The sequence below is a fragment of the Vibrio sp. 2092 genome, assembly GCF_033339635.1.
In the GTDB taxonomy this organism is placed as follows: Bacteria; Pseudomonadota; Gammaproteobacteria; order Enterobacterales; family Vibrionaceae; genus Vibrio; species Vibrio alginolyticus.
Window position 1 is genome coordinate 71,438 of record NZ_JAWOUY010000015.1, and the last position, 14,883, is coordinate 86,320.

Sequence of the window (14,883 nt, forward strand, 5' to 3'; positions counted from 1 at the left end):
ACTATGCGCATTACCCCAACAACTGAAACATCGAATACGCTGCACAAATCAACGCCGGAACAAGCGCCTCTCGAGAAGGAGGCCGAGCTTCAATCACAATTCGAGCATGCAATGACGAAGAAGCCTAGCAAGGGAAAGGAGTCTATCGTTGGGAATCCCCAAAAAAATCATACTGGCGAAGAAGACATACCGCTAAGGCATAAGACATCTCAAGGTCTAGATAAGAAACTTAACCTATCGAACCAAGAAGCCAACGCTGACAAAAACATCTCCACTTTAAAAGGTCAAAGTGACGTCGTCAGTAAGAGAGATATAGAGAAATCGCAAGACGACGCAGCAAATAGCGAAGAAATAATTAGCAAAAACAATAAATTGCTTAAACATGATGGAAAAAGCGATGGCGACACAGTTCTAAGCTCCCCTTCTACCGAGCGTGTTGATCCTCACTTTCAAGCTCATTTGAAAGATGATAAACCGACGCCGATGGATAAACATACCTCGCCGGAGTATCTCTCTACGCTTGAATCTGGCTTGCTCCCCCAAAATGCGACAGCGACAGAGCTCGCTCAAGATGGGATTAACATTGTTTGCTTAACGAAAAGGCAAACTGAAAAAACGCACAATAAGCGTGCAACTCCGCCGCTACAGAATACAGGCAAACGATCAGACCAAACTGGTGGCCTGCCTGAAACCAAGCCTCTTGAAAAAATCGTGACGAAAAGCGCACTAGTCGCCGTTAAAACGGATGAAGAAAAAGTGCCTTCTCAACCCCTTGCAAGTGCGGTAACACAAGGCGATGTCATCCTAAAAAGTGTTGCTTCGCAGGCTCAACCAAGCCCAACGCGAGACGTAAACCAATTACTCCAGCAATTGGTGGATAAAATCTATGTTGCTCTGCCAACCGCATCGGACAACAAAGAGGTTCGGCTGTTTCTAAGTGAAGGACAATTAAAAGGTGGCGAAATCCACATCAAGTTGGACGCTCAAGGGTATAGCGTGACGATTCGACAAGAGCATGCCCTTTCCATTATTAGCCAGCAAGCTAGACAAGATCTTGCTGAACGGCTAAACCGATTCGGTGGTGAGCAGCCCCTTCGCTTAGCGATCAGCGAACAAACTCAACAGCTCGATCAACAACAACATGAACAACAACACTCACGCCAACAACGCAGCGTGTATGAAGAATGGCAAGCGGAGAATGACCTATGACACCGTTAATAATACCCAAAGTGGATGCAGAAAGTATCGCGCTCAGCAATCAACTTTGTGCAAAACAGTGCCACTTCCAAGGGACTGATGGTCAGAGCGTATCGATTACTGTTGCTCAAATCCCTTCATTTGAAGGGTTCCGTTTAACCACGTTGATTGGAGGGCAAACCCTACAAGTAGACTTTTCTCGTGCGCAGCTCCAACATTGGCTGAAATCGACCTTAAATGCTACTGCGTTTGAGTCCCTGCCTAACTCCCTCCAGTTAGCACTTTTGAGCTCACAGATAGAACCGCATAGTGAGGCAATCAAAGCGCTATTTGGTCAGTTACCCATTCTTAGTCAACTACAGCCGTTAGAGGCGAGCCAGGCCCAAGAGCATACTTTAATGTTAACGCTCAATAAGCCTAACGGCTCTCTTTGTTTGTGGGTTAGCGAAGGATCAGACGTGTTGTTGGATGCGCTACCAAACAGCGCTGCTCTACAAGCTCGACACCTCGCTTTACCTGTGTGGTTAAGTCTTGGAAGGACCCATTTGACGTTAAGCGAATTTAATTCGCTCGAGCTGGGAGATGTCATCTTTTTTGACGATGGTTACATCGCCAAGCAACAAGCCATTTTTCAAGTATCTAACCAGAATCTCTGGCGCTGCCAGCTAGATGACCAAACTCTTCACATTATTGAAAAAGAAACCAATATGAATGACGTAAACACTTCAGAAATGTTAACCGACCACCAGCAACTGCCTGTGGAACTCACGTTTGATATCGGCCATCAAACCATCACGCTAGAGCAGCTTAACCAGCTTCAGCCAGGGTACGTATTCGAGCTAAACCAGCCTGTATCTAAGCCGGTAACATTGCGTGCCAACGGCAAAATCATTGGTGAGTGTGAACTGGTTAATGTTAACGAACATTTAGGTGTGCGCGTACTGGAGCTGTTCGGTGGCACGCAGGAGCCAGCATGATCCAGTTACCCGACGAGCTCAATCTCATTGTCAGCTTAGCACTGCTGGCACTGATCCCATTTATCGCCATGATGGCGACGTCGTTTGTGAAACTGGCCGTTGTATTCTCACTGCTGCGTAACGCTCTCGGTGTACAGCAAATTCCGCCGAATATGGCGCTTTACGGATTGGCCATCATTCTGTCAATTTTCATCATGGCTCCCGTCGGGTTTGAAACCTACGACTACGTAAAGCAGCATGATATCTCCCTTGAAGATTCTGCAAGTGTAGAAGGCCTCATTGAAAGCGGTTTACAGCCTTATCGAGAATTTTTGAAAAAGCATATTCGGGAAACCGAAGCCATATTCTTCACTGATGCTGCACGCACATTGTGGCCACAGAAGTACGTAGACCGTTTAGAGTCGGACAGCTTATTGCTCTTACTGCCCGCATTTACCGTCAGCGAGCTTACTCGCGCTTTTGAAATTGGCTTTCTGTTGTACTTACCGTTCATCGCTATTGACCTAATTGTGTCGAATATCCTACTCGCGATGGGGATGATGATGGTATCGCCAATGACGATTTCCCTCCCCTTCAAATTGTTGCTTTTTGTCTTGCTTGACGGCTGGACAAAGCTCACCCACGGCTTAGTGTTGAGTTACGGTTAATCACGGAGAAAGTATGCATTCTGCTGAAATCATTCATTTCACGACTCAAGCATTAACCCTAGTGTTGTACTTGTCATTACCGCCGATTTTAGTCGCAGCATTGGTTGGTACATTGGTGTCGCTTATTCAGGCGTTAACTCAGGTCCAAGAACAAACGTTAGGCTTTGTGGTCAAGCTTATCGCGGTCATTATTACGCTGTTCGTCACAACGCAATGGCTAGGGGCAGAGCTCCACGCCTTCGCCTCGCTTGCTATGGATAAAATTCCTCAAATACGATGAGTTATCACGACTTACACCAGGCTTTATTTTTGTACAGCCTGACGTTACCTCGGTTAATGGCATGCTTCATCTTTTTGCCTATTTTGAGCAAGCAAATGCTAGGCGGCACCATGGTGAGAAATGGTGTACTTTGCTCACTCGCGCTGTTTATATTTCCGATGATTAATCAGCAAAGCTTGCCCGCAGAAACCGACGGCATTTGGCTGATAGTGATTTTGGGTAAGGAGGTATTAATTGGGCTATTGATAGGGTTTGTTGCTGCTATCCCTTTTTGGGCGATAGAAGCGGCCGGTTTTCTGGTCGACAACCAACGTGGGGCTGCCATGGCAAGTATGTTTAACCCAACGCTAGGCTCACAATCCACACCAACAGCGGTATTACTGACCCAAACGCTGATTACCCTGTTCTTCTCTGGCGGGGGCTTTGTCACTTTTATCTATGCGTTATTCAAAAGCTATACATCTTGGCCGATCGTGGACTTTTTCCCAACCGTTAGCGACGCATGGGTTAGCTTCTTCTACGCGCAATTTGAACAGCTTATGTGGCTTGGTGTGTTGATGTCCGCTCCACTAGTGTTGGCAATGTTTCTTGCTGAGTTTGGTCTGGCGCTTATCAGTCGTTTTGCACCGCAATTGAATGTTTTTTTCCTTGCCATGCCAATAAAAAGTGCCATCGCGAGTGTTTTACTGATCGTGTATCTCGGAATAATGATGGATCACTTTGAAGTACAGTTTTACGGCATTACCCGATTCGCAGAACAACTCAATACCATTTGGCAATAACGCTTAGGATTCTTTATGAGTGCAGAAAAAACAGAGCAACCCACCGCAAAAAAGTTACGCGATGCTCGACAGAAAGGTCAGGTTGCCAAAAGCCAAGAAATCGTATCGTCTGCATTAATTTTGGCGCTCATAATTGTACTGTTTGCGTTCGCCGATTATTACATGTCGCACATCTCAGCGCTTATTCTCCTACCAAGTAAGCTTGCTTATCAGGGTTTCCAAGATGCGCTAGTCGATGTCGCTATCGCCATCGCAAAAGAAATTGCCTATCTACTCGCTCCGATTATTCTGGTTGCTGCACTCGTCGCCATCTTTTCCAATATGGGGCAGTTCGGGTTCCTATTTAGTGGTGAATCCGTTAAACCCGACATCAAAAAGATCAATCCCGTCGAAGGGGCCAAACGCATTTTTTCCCTTAAGAGTGTGATTGAGTTTATCAAGTCGATCCTTAAAGTCTCTCTTCTTTCCTGCATTATCTGGGTGACATTACGCGGTAACATCAACGCTTTAATGCAAATTCCAACTTGTGGGCTAGAATGTGTCCCGACCATTACTGGCGTCATGATTAAACAATTAATGATTATCTCTTCGGTAGGCTTCATCGTCATCGCTGCCGCAGATTTTGCGTACCAGAAATTTGATCACACGAAAAAGCTCAAAATGAGCAAGGACGAAGTGAAGCGCGAATACAAAGAGATGGAAGGCAGTCCAGAAATAAAAAGCAAACGTCGTCAGTTGCACCAAGAGCTACAAGCCTCCAATCAGCGCGAAAACGTTAAACGTTCTAATGTATTAGTTACAAACCCAACACATATCGCGGTTGGCCTTTATTACAAGAAAGGCGAAACGCCCCTGCCCGTCATCACTTTGATGGAAACCGAGGCGGTAGCCAAACGTATGGTCGCAATCGCTAAAGAAGAAGGCGTTCCTGTGATGCAAAAAGTCCCTCTTGCTCGTGCACTATACGCCGACGGCAACGTCGACCAGTACATCCCAAGCGATCTTATTGAAGCAACTGCGGAAGTGCTTCGTTGGTTGGCCTCGTTAGAGTCCGAGGCGGACTGACAAACCACATCCCATTCAAGATCTGGGCTTACAACTGCCCAGCTTTCAACCTCGATACTTTCAACGCTATAATGCGGTATCCTTTAACTGTATGTTGTTTTTATGAAATCTAGCTTAAGCATTCGCTCCTACACGAAACGTATGAGCCGACATACTCATAGTGATTATCATCAACTGGTGCTTCCTCTCCAGGGCAACATACATATTGATATGGATAGTTATGTCGGAAAGGTGGCGGTTGGCGACTGCATAGTCATCCCCAAAAGTTGTGCTCACGGTTTTAATGCCGAAGAGTCATCACGCTTTATTGTTGCGGATATGACCACTTTGCCCACTCATTTGATGGATAGTAGTGTGGCTGTGTTTTCGATTAGCCCGCCTCTACTGAGCTTTATCCAGTTTGTCGAAAAACAGCTTGAGTATCAGGTTAATGATGAAATTGAAAACTCAATGGTTGCAACCTTCTATCTGTTGCTGGAGCAACAAAAGCGGTCTCGCTCCGTAGATTCGCGTATTCGAGATGTACAGGTTGTGATCGCCGAGCAGCTTGATCAGCCACTCACCATTGCCTCATTAGCGAATGCCGCTTGCTTGAGTCCGACGCAGTTTAAAAAGCTTTTTAAAGAGCAGCTAAAAGTGAGCGTTCATAAATACATTACATTACAACGTATGGAAAAAGCCAAAGCACTACTGACTCATACAGACCTTCCAGTTCAGTTGATAGCTGAACGAGTTGGCTATAGTGACCTTTCCGCGTTTAGTCGACGGTTTTCAATGCATTTTGGCATGTCTCCTAGAGAGTTTTCCCGGTAGTCACTAAAATAGTCCTCTGGAACAAGTATTCCGTCTTTTCAGCACAAAAATCTCTATCGCTTTCTTTTATTCTTTCTACCCTAAAACAGCCATTCACTAGGTAGAAATTACAGTGTTAAAAAAACATTTCACCGACTATCAATTAGGAACTTTATCCATACTTTTTGCTTCAACCCTGTGGGGAACGACGGGCACCGCTGCCAGCTTGGCACCGGATGTCAGTGCTCTCGCCATTGGCGCATTTTCTATGGGTATTGGTGGATTTATGCAAGCATGTCTGTCTGCGAAGTCACTGAAGAGAGATTTTCGAAAAGTCGTACATAAGAAGAAAACGTTACTGGTTAGTATTATCGCCTTAGCCACCTACCCACTGGCTTTTTATTCATCAATGCGATTCGCCGGTGTGGCTATTGGTACGGTTGTTTCTATCTCCACTGCACCTTTCTTTTCTGCTTTGTTAGAGTGTCTCTTTAGCCGAAATCAGACCATAACCAAGCGCTGGATGATGAGTTTCGCAATCGGGGTCATTGGCATTACCTTGTTGTTGGCTTCTGAGTCATCCGCAAATAGCTTATTTGATCATGATATGAAGCATTGGGGTGTATTACTTGGCCTATTGGCAGGTTTGACGTACGCCATTTACTCATGGGGAGTAAAGACTATGATTGACCACGGCATTGAATCGCAAACGGCCATGGGAAGTGTTTTTGGTATTGGTGGAGTTTTGCTTCTACCAACACTTTTCATCACGGGCGATAATCTATTTGCATCATCAACTAATACGACGGTCATGCTCTACATGGCCTTGATTCCAATGGGGTTAGGTTACGTCGCTTTTGGGTTTGGGCTACGGTTTGTTACAGCCAGTGGAGCTAGCATACTCACGCTATTTGAACCTGTTATCGCAGCAGCACTAGCAGTTGCGATTGTTGGGGAAGAAATTTCTTTCATTGGTTGGGTTGGTATAACGTTGACACTTGTGTGTTTGTTTCTTCAGTCGAAAAGTTAAATTCAATGGACATGAGCCAGCCCCAAAAAGGAACGCTGACGGTAGATAAAGTAAGGAGCAGCACCTACCCCCTACTTTACCATTTGAAATTACACCCAGCCTTCTGCCAAGTACATCAATCGCAATTGACTTGGTGAGCCTAATTTTTCTAGCGCATCTAACTGGACGTCACTCAGGTTTGGGCATTTATCAAGATAAACTCGTCCGTTTGCTGCATCTAGGGGGAGCTTGTAGGTTAACTTTTCGTTTATTTTACTTGCTTCCCCTTTATCAATCGCTCGAACAGCTGGCATGAGCCAATCCCAATCTTCTCCTAACAGTTTTTTAAACGCCCCGTTAGCAATAGACTCGGTTTTACTTGGTGCATCCTCTGGGCTTAGCTTCAAGATAGAATCTACGTCAGGAACCAAGTGCTCACTTGGCTCTGAACCCAACATCTTTTTCAGTGTTAATCGAGCGGCTTCCATCTCTTGTGCCTCTTTAGGCGCTTGAGGAGAAGTCATTTCAGTATTCTCCTTAGGACCAAGGTACGCCATTAATGCGCGGACAGAAGCCGGATCTTGCATACTGAAGGTAAAGTCTCCTTTTGCATTGGAAACTTCAAGTCTAGGTAAAACACCAGACATTTCACCTTGCATAAGTTGCTCTTTTACTTCCGTATTTAACCCGTATGCCCCAGCTTGGTTCGCCACAAAACCACCGCCGCTCATGATAACAGTCGTTGCCGCAGAACCGATTGCCTCTTTTGCTATCGGTGTGACGCCCACCGTTGCTACAGAGCTAACACCGAACGTGCCCAGGCTCCCCGTCGCCATACCTAATGTAGCTCCAATGCCACCTTCAGCCGACAGTACCGCATGACCTTGAGCCAAGGTTTGCTGCATCGGCATAGAAAGACGTTGATCTCGCCCTGGCAGCTGTGAAATTTGTTCTAACTGATGATGGTAAGCCTCAGCATCACCATTTACGGCCGCTTTGTGTAGCTCTCGACCTGTAGAAATCAATAAGCCAACGCCAGGTAATGCCAAGTTAATAACGGCGTTAACACCAGAACCTTTTAGCTTTTCTTTGCCCATCTGCAGCAGTTCAGCAGCAAAGCCATCCATTTTTCCCGGATACTGGGCTTCTAAGCTTACCTGCATACGCGGATCTTTGCTGATCGCATCAAACGTATTTTTAAGCTGCTGGTACGTATCGCTGCTCACTTTTATTTCATCCAATAGGCTGACAACTTCTAAGATTTTACGCTCAGTAAGTGGCTCACCGCGATAGCCTGAAGGACTCACTAGGGAGTAAGCCAACAGCGCAACCTCAGGTTTTTCTTGCTTAAGTAGCGCCTGCTTTAAATCAAGGTGAGTTTTGATGTTTTCTTGGAAAAACTTAGTGTATTTGCTTCTCAATACGCCTTCGTGAATAGAAGCAAACTTGTGACCTTTGTGGAATGTGGAAGGTTCTTTTACTTCACCTCTTTTACTGATCACTCGGTCATCTTTTTGCGCAGCAACTGCACGAAACTGCTCTAGATCAGGTACTGGGCTTTGGCTGATTTTTTGTGTTGTATTAACCATTTTTCTCTCCTACACACGAAGTGATTGAACATGAGCTTGTTCATGATTAGAGGTGGTTGGAATCGCTTGATCCAACATTGCGAAACGCGCTTGCCACAGCTCGGCCTGTTCAATAACTTCGTGAAACCAAGCGGTAAGGTTCGTCGTATTTAGATGCTCAACGGGTTTACGTCCTGCTAAGACAAGCTGTCGACCATTTGGAGCTAAAGCAAGTGCGAGGCTGCCACTACCAATTCCTTGATAGTTAGCATGAGCAAGAAGCTCTAAACCTTTTAGTCGTTGTTCACCGGATTTTTCTAACCCTCCGAACGTTACAGACAGCATCAAATCATCCGTATCTGTAGCGATGAAATACAACATGTAGCGATCATCGACCAGTAGCTGACAACGTTCATTTTCTTCAAAATTCAGTTCGGGCAACTCATTGAGTTGGCAAAACTCCAAGAGCAGTTGTTGAATCGTGTTCATAACTTTTTCCTTTTGTTTCAATAACTCTATTGAACAACGATTGCAGATTGAACGATGTCGGTAATGGCTTTATTTTTGTCACTTTTTCGCCTTCATTGTGAGGTTTTCCGCAGAAATCTCGCTCTAAAAACGAGTTGCCAGAGTAATAAAAAAGAGCAGCTCAGAGCTGCTCTTTCAATAAAGGTTAGATGCTTAGCATGGTGTATTTGCTCACTTCTTTTGCAGAGTGACTAACCCAGTTTATGGCTATCAAAAATGACTTCTGTTGGCGGGAACATATTCGAAACAGGTGGTCGTTGTGCATCTCCAAACATTGGTGCACCGAATGCAGATGTCGCCCACGGGTCAACAATTTTCACATCCTTACTCCACGTTGATGGATCTTTTATGTCGCTCCCCTCTTGTCGACCAACCAGTACATAAAGGTGTGTACCTGAATGACCCTTTTTAAACGCAACCACTTCTACTTTGGGTTCACTTTCAGGTGTTCCTGACATGCCTTGAATCATCTCAGCGGCGGCAGCAAAAGCAAATGTAGTACAGCAGCCGGCTTTCGCGGTTTGTACTGCCTTAGCAATGTTCTGTAGAGTGCTTAATTGCGGTGCGGTTCCTCTTTGTGCTGCAGCTTGAACTCCGTTTGCGGACATCGTCGCTCTGTGATCTTGCATGATTCGCGCTTGATCCGCGTGAAGCTCTTTTAGTCGTGGCTTTCCTTTTGTTTCATAAAACTGTGACCCCTTAACACCGAACGTATTTAAGTCCGTACAGGCAAAATCACCAAGCTTTTGAAGGTTGGCTTTATGTTCGTTGATAAGCGCGACACTCGATGAGGCTTTATTGGTTTTGGAAGAAGAGGCTGCCGTTTGTGCAGTGGGCCAATTTGAGCTAGGGCCAGACGACAATCTCTCAAGATTTTTCAGGCTCCCAAGCGTTAACTTGTTTTCACCATTCAACACATTTTTCAGCATGAGCTTCGCAACATCTTTAGGAATACCCTGCTTAGTAAGCAGGTTCACTACAATATCTTTCGCTTTATTCTGGTGGCTAATACGCGCGCTGATACTTTTATTTTTTGGTGCGCCCTCTTTAACAAAAATATCTTTACCGTTGTGTGCTCGAACCTCTTTGTCGTCAGCTTGATTTTGTGTCGCCAAATGTGACGTTAACTGACTCAACGAGTGCATTTGCGATGTATTAATATTGACCATGTGTGATGCCTTAAACTTGAATAAATGCGTGTACGTCTGTTTGGCTAAAATCTACAACCGTGTTGTTTTGAAATAACTGTCCCCAAGTATCAACTAATTCGTTCAACTGAATGATTAAGTTAGCAATGTTGGTGAGTTCACTTCCAGTCGCGATAGCAACTTGAAGAACAACGTCTTTGCGTGTTGGATTCACACAAAACTGCACACCACCTGTTTCTCGATACAAAAAGTTGTATTCAAGTAAAACTTGAAGTTTATCTAGCGTAATATCATCTTGTTCTATAAGCAGGTTTTTGGAAATCAATAACTCGCCTTTTTCCTCTACGAGCAGAACATCGACACTGTTGTTTTCAGCAAAATGCAGTGACCACATTTGATCGTCATACGCTGTCACGCGCTCAAGGTTCAGCACTTCTCCTAGCTCAGAGAGAAGCATATTAATCTTTCCTGTATCCATGTTGTGTCCTGTCTAATTTATTATAACTAAGTGACATCGATATATTTGTTTCAGCGAAGCCACTTGGGTATAACGGCTCATTTAAATAAGCGAATAAGGAGAAAAGAGATTTTATGGCGAGATAGAAACCGACACTTTATTTCAACGTCTCATTTTTATTGCTATTAGCCGTTTTATTGAGAAGAAAAATTAAGGTTAAGCTGGAAAATAAAAGAGCGGCAATCGCCGCTCCAAAAATTAAATAGAAGTAAAAAATCACTTAATACCGTGAAGGCTATTTTCTGCATCCATAGCTAAAGGATTGAACGAGTCGTTACGAAGTTCTGCTATCGCGTATAGCATACGCCCCATGCGACCATTTCCATCGGTAAAGCCATGGTACCCGATAACTCCGGCGAACAAATGTTTACCTAAGTCTTTATCTTCTACAGGGTTCTCTTTCAAAAAGCCTTCAATGTGCTGCTTTAACATGCCCTCACCGCCAATACTTGAAGGCAAAGTGCCACCCGAAATATTTGGCCCTCGGTAATCACGCTCAACATTAGGCACCAATCGAGCGTGTAGCTCTTTTAGGTTTTCCATATTCAATAAGTCTTTACCATTAGACGCGTATTCTTTCAGTAAAGACGTAATATTTTCGGCATCGTTTCCTTTAGAGTTAGAAGCATTAATGATCCACGCCGCAGCTCTTTCAACATTATTGGTTACGCCACTTTTGTTAAACGCGTCCTCTGCCAGTCCTTCAGCGTATACACCTTGGCTTAGATCGGTGCTTGCTAGACCTTCGATATGACGTTGCGCCGATTTAAGATGCATCACCTCCATATCAAACACCGCTTGCATTTGATTAATGCTACCTGCCGGGTTTTTCTTCGCTGCAGATACACCACCGCCGTAGTCTTTTACTACACGTCCAGCAAGCGACTTCGCTGCACTTTCGCCAATCAGTGATGTGAGGTTTTTACCAGAATCGGTTTCTAACATTGCCTCTGTCATCGCTCGCTCTGCTAACTGGTTTAGCTCAGCAGAGTTCGACTGAACTGATTTACTGTCTAACTTCGCAAAGGCATTTAAGACATCTGATGCGGTTTTTATGCTTCCATCTTTGAAGAACATTTGTCCATGCTCAACAGAAGAAGCAGCTTGTAAACGCTGAGCTTGTCCTTGCTCATTATCAAATACGGCTTTTGTAAGGGCTTTCGCTACCGATTGTGGGCTACCTTCGCGAAACAGTTTTCCTGTCGCTTCAAAAAATCGCGCTACTGCACCATTCGTAGGATTGGCGCGAGTAAATTCTTGGGTCGCTGCGTTGATTTGGTATTCTTTGCCACCAATACTCAGCTTACCTTCGTTAAGTATCTCGTTACGAGCTTGCGGCATGGCGGCCTGCAACGCGCTAACACTTCCAAAACTGATCATGTTTTAAACCCTTAATGTGGAAAAATGAGTGGTATTCGTTTCCGGTACTTCGGTTGTTTTATTGGTTACTTCTTGTGTATTCGCACTTTTTAACCACTCGATGAAATTCGCAAATGACTCATCGAAAAAAGATGCAGTTAGCAGTTGCTGAGGCAGGTGTATGAAACCGATATATCCGGTCTCTTCCTCCCAGCATACCGCTGGAGAGCCTTGCGTTAAGGCACCTTTCATATGTTGATGCAAAATATCAGCACTCGGTTTGTTACCTGAAATCAGCCCGATAAGCGTCACACGATCTTCTTGTACACGAATTGTGATTGCTGTGTTTTGCTCAACGAGTAGATGGCAACAATCATCCTCATCAAAAACCAACGGCTCCAATTGGCAGCGGCTGGCAAAATCTGTCAGTAAAGAAGTTATAAATCCATTAGCCATTCGACTAAATAATCCTATTTTTGTTGTTTTAGAGGCGCTGCTTAGTTGCAACACTTATCAACTAAGCAGCTTTCTTAGGTGTATTCTTAAGGATTTATGGCAGTGAATATTTTAGAAATGGTCGGATTTTTTTTGTTTAAAGGCATTAAAATTAAAAAACTCAGCAAGTGCTGAGTTTTTGAGATTTATTCATGAATCGTAATTTTACGCTCGCTGAGCTGCTTCACCATGGCTTGCTTTAATGCATGCAGCTGTCCATCAATACTAGCGTCGATGATCCCAACTTCTGTTTCCAAAATGCAGCCTCCATTTTTCAAGCGCGCATCTGCTACCACGTCAACGTAACCGACTTCAGGGAAATCACTTAATACACCAGCCACCTTTTCTCTCACCTCAACAACCTGCTCTGGGTGGACATGTAAAATGACCTGCTTTTGGTTACTCACCAGTTGCAACGCTTCTCGAACTACACTCACCGTGGTATCGACATCATCGAAGGTATCGATGATCTTACGTACTGCTTCTAACACCACACCTGTCATTTTTTCTTCGACTTGCTGATAGTAGTCATTACAACGTGCTAAGGTTTCAACCATCGTTTGCGCATTTTCAATCTTGGCTTGTGCAAGGCCATCTTGATAACCACGTTGTTTTTCGGTTTCGTAGGCTTGTTGGGCATTAGCAATGATGCTTTCAGCTTTGGAGTTCGCGGCTTCAACTAAGTGTTGCGAATCCAGATAACTGGCATAATCTTTCGCTTTCAGCACCTTTAAGCCAGGTGCCAGCTGCAAATTGTCTGTTTTTATTTCAACAAATGAAACCATTGAGGAATAACCTGTTTTGCGATTTTTTTTGTGAGTCGATACGCCAGATCTCGTTGATCCGCTTCCAACCAGTTAGCTGTTTCCGCGTTTTCGCTAAGTTGCTTTTCCAATTTGAATTGCCAACGAAGAACAACATCTTCCGGTGAGTTAATCAAAATAAACCTCATCCAAAAATATCCCAGCGCCCTCATGCTTGCTTCAACAGACCTTTCATCCAGTAGTTCTGGTAACGAACGCTGCCAGCCTTGCGGCCAGCTGGATAACAGCATCGGCCCGTTTTGAATTAAGAACCGAGCGCCTTCCAAACCAAAAACGTTGTTCAGAACCTGTTTAGGATGTTTTAAGACAACGCTTCGCATCGCAACACAATGCAAAGCTCCACCCACCATCAATACGAGTTGATTCAACGCGTCTGTCGGGAGCAATGCCAAACTATGACAAGGTCTGTTAAAAGCCGTCTCAGGAACGGGAGATAACGCCCACTCATTGATACACCATTGGTTGAACATGGGGTTATCTCTCCAGCCTTCGATATTTAGTAACCAAGGCTGCTTTTGCTCTATCCAACTTCTATGGATGTACTGGCAAGGCGCATAGTTAAACTGGTGTTGTACCTGCGCGAGTGGTGTTTCTGGTTTAACCACGCTTCGTGTTCCTACGACACCATGTAAAAGTAGCGATATTCGAGCCGATGAGTGCCGCTACCAAGAACACCAAAATGGCGATAAGATTATTCGCCGTCTCTTTGGTGACCTGAACCGACAAAATGCTTTTAAATTGATTGTTTTGAGTAGCAACTCGAACCTCTGATGAGGGTACCATCACTACGCTGATTCGATCGTAGTTCAACCCCTCAATACTGTTGTTCACTAATAATTTGATCTGCGGAACATATGAATCAAGCGCAATATCTGCCGCGTGTTTAATAAATACGGAGGCAGAAGCTGGAGTTGGGCGCTCTCCTGGACGCAGATCTTGATCTTCCAAAACAACATGAACACGTGCCACCAGCACGCCATCAATCTGAGATAAGGTTGACGAGAGCTCTTGAGATTTCGCATACACCAAACGTGCTCGTTCTGCTAATGGTGACGAGATCAAATCGTCTTTAGGAAACACCTCTTTCAGTGTAGAAAACTGCTCTCTTGGATAACCTTTTCGCTTTAGCGCGTCTACCGCGAAGGCGATTTGAGAACTGTCTACCATTAACTTGACGGTGTTGTCTTTGTCAGGTTCTTTTGTTGCAACGACACCTTCGGATAGTAAGATCGACAACATCTCATTACCCTCTTTCTGAGTAACGTTGGTGTATAACTCGGTCTGACAACCTACCAGAAACAACGTGAGCATGATGAAAACTGCTCTCATTTTATTCATCATCACTATTGTGCCTTCAATAAGGTTTCTACGTTTTGTGTGGTTTTACCCACGGTTTTCGCGATCAGCTCTTCTTGAAAAGTAATGCGTGTCAGCGCCCACTGCATTTGCAGTAATTGCGCCGGATCATCACCCACCATCTTCATGTTGTCTTGCAGGTTACTTTTCGCGTTATCGATAGTGTTTTTCAACTCGCTGATGTTTTCTAGCAAACCTCCCTCCAGGCCATTACTTGCCTCGGGAACCGACATGGCTTGCTCAAAACGTTCGCTTAAACCGTCTTCGACTTGCGCATCCTGCAACTTATCAATGTTGGTTTGCATCACCTCGGTGTACTGCGTGTTTATCATATGTACT

At 44.6% G+C, this 14,883-nt stretch carries 18 protein-coding genes; 8 read left to right on the forward strand and 10 right to left on the reverse strand.

Annotated elements, in window-relative coordinates; genetic code table 11:
- Positions 1-3 precede the first annotated feature (3 nt).
- From R7P80_RS21325 to R7P80_RS21360, 8 genes are all read left to right on the forward strand, one after another.
- The gene (locus tag R7P80_RS21325) at positions 4-1,209 is read left to right on the forward strand and encodes a type III secretion system needle length determinant (RefSeq protein ID WP_182016480.1); all 1,206 of its coding nucleotides are present in this window, start codon (positions 4-6) and stop codon (positions 1,207-1,209) included.
- Positions 1,206-2,174: a SctQ family type III secretion system cytoplasmic ring protein VscQ gene (vscQ, locus tag R7P80_RS21330; RefSeq protein WP_025768125.1), complete on the forward strand. Its 969-nt coding sequence runs from the start codon at positions 1,206-1,208 to the stop codon at positions 2,172-2,174. Before R7P80_RS21325 ends, vscQ begins: the two co-directional genes overlap by 4 nt.
- The gene (gene vscR, locus R7P80_RS21335; RefSeq protein WP_005377232.1) at positions 2,171-2,821 is read left to right on the forward strand and encodes a SctR family type III secretion system export apparatus subunit VscR; all 651 of its coding nucleotides are present in this window, start codon (positions 2,171-2,173) and stop codon (positions 2,819-2,821) included. The genes vscQ and vscR overlap by 4 nt, the downstream gene beginning before the upstream one ends.
- 13 nt (positions 2,822-2,834) lie before the next feature.
- The gene (vscS, locus tag R7P80_RS21340; protein ID WP_005377227.1) at positions 2,835-3,101 is read left to right on the forward strand and encodes a SctS family type III secretion system export apparatus subunit VscS; all 267 of its coding nucleotides are present in this window, start codon (positions 2,835-2,837) and stop codon (positions 3,099-3,101) included.
- Positions 3,098-3,883, forward strand: coding sequence for a type III secretion system export apparatus subunit SctT (gene sctT / locus R7P80_RS21345; RefSeq protein ID WP_137282056.1), 786 nt, complete (start codon positions 3,098-3,100; stop codon positions 3,881-3,883). The genes vscS and sctT overlap by 4 nt, the downstream gene beginning before the upstream one ends.
- A 15-nt stretch (positions 3,884-3,898) precedes the next feature.
- The gene (vscU, locus tag R7P80_RS21350) at positions 3,899-4,948 is read left to right on the forward strand and encodes a SctU family type III secretion system export apparatus subunit VscU (protein WP_042523790.1); all 1,050 of its coding nucleotides are present in this window, start codon (positions 3,899-3,901) and stop codon (positions 4,946-4,948) included.
- 102 nt (positions 4,949-5,050) lie between these two features.
- Positions 5,051-5,761, forward strand: coding sequence for a helix-turn-helix domain-containing protein (locus R7P80_RS21355; RefSeq protein ID WP_031781101.1), 711 nt, complete (start codon positions 5,051-5,053; stop codon positions 5,759-5,761).
- A 106-nt stretch (positions 5,762-5,867) separates the two neighbouring features.
- Entirely contained in the window at positions 5,868-6,770 is a 903-nt protein-coding gene (locus R7P80_RS21360) for a DMT family transporter (protein WP_372035280.1), read from the forward strand.
- An 89-nt stretch (positions 6,771-6,859) separates the two neighbouring features.
- Here the strand turns inward: R7P80_RS21360 and R7P80_RS21365 are convergent, their stop codons facing one another.
- The 10 genes from R7P80_RS21365 to sctI all read right to left on the reverse strand — a co-directional run bounded on the left by R7P80_RS21365 (position 6,860) and on the right by sctI (position 14,876).
- Positions 6,860-8,338, reverse strand: coding sequence for a hypothetical protein (locus R7P80_RS21365; protein WP_042523794.1), 1,479 nt, complete (start codon positions 8,336-8,338; stop codon positions 6,860-6,862).
- A 9-nt stretch (positions 8,339-8,347) separates the two neighbouring features.
- Positions 8,348-8,806, reverse strand: a complete 459-nt coding sequence (locus R7P80_RS21370) for a CesT family type III secretion system chaperone (protein WP_005387141.1) — start codon at positions 8,804-8,806, stop codon at positions 8,348-8,350.
- 230 nt (positions 8,807-9,036) lie between these two features.
- The gene (vopR, locus tag R7P80_RS21375) at positions 9,037-10,014 is read right to left on the reverse strand and encodes a type III secretion system effector VopR (protein WP_017821338.1); all 978 of its coding nucleotides are present in this window, start codon (positions 10,012-10,014) and stop codon (positions 9,037-9,039) included.
- 10 nt (positions 10,015-10,024) lie between these two features.
- Entirely contained in the window at positions 10,025-10,471 is a 447-nt protein-coding gene (locus tag R7P80_RS21380) for a type III secretion system chaperone (protein WP_025768119.1), read from the reverse strand.
- A gap of 255 nt (positions 10,472-10,726) precedes the next feature.
- The gene (locus tag R7P80_RS21385) at positions 10,727-11,890 is read right to left on the reverse strand and encodes a VopS family T3SS effector adenosine monophosphate-protein transferase (protein WP_104979260.1); all 1,164 of its coding nucleotides are present in this window, start codon (positions 11,888-11,890) and stop codon (positions 10,727-10,729) included.
- A 3-nt stretch (positions 11,891-11,893) separates the two neighbouring features.
- Positions 11,894-12,325 (reverse strand): type III secretion system chaperone, encoded by a 432-nt coding sequence (locus R7P80_RS21390; protein ID WP_263856726.1) that lies wholly within the window; start codon positions 12,323-12,325, stop codon positions 11,894-11,896.
- Positions 12,326-12,510: 185 nt separating this feature from the next.
- The gene (locus R7P80_RS21395) at positions 12,511-13,149 is read right to left on the reverse strand and encodes an HrpE/YscL family type III secretion apparatus protein (protein ID WP_005387146.1); all 639 of its coding nucleotides are present in this window, start codon (positions 13,147-13,149) and stop codon (positions 12,511-12,513) included.
- Positions 13,128-13,793, reverse strand: a complete 666-nt coding sequence (gene vscK, locus R7P80_RS21400) for a SctK family type III secretion system sorting platform protein VscK (RefSeq protein WP_054728547.1) — start codon at positions 13,791-13,793, stop codon at positions 13,128-13,130. Before vscK ends, R7P80_RS21395 begins: the two co-directional genes overlap by 22 nt.
- Positions 13,786-14,532, reverse strand: a complete 747-nt coding sequence (gene sctJ / locus R7P80_RS21405) for a type III secretion system inner membrane ring lipoprotein SctJ (protein ID WP_086012989.1) — start codon at positions 14,530-14,532, stop codon at positions 13,786-13,788. Before sctJ ends, vscK begins: the two co-directional genes overlap by 8 nt.
- Positions 14,532-14,876 carry a type III secretion system inner rod subunit SctI gene (sctI, locus tag R7P80_RS21410; protein ID WP_005387149.1) on the reverse strand — a complete coding sequence of 115 codons (345 nt, stop codon included), beginning with the start codon at positions 14,874-14,876 and terminating at the stop codon, positions 14,532-14,534. Before sctI ends, sctJ begins: the two co-directional genes overlap by 1 nt.
- Positions 14,877-14,883: the final 7 nt, after the last annotated feature.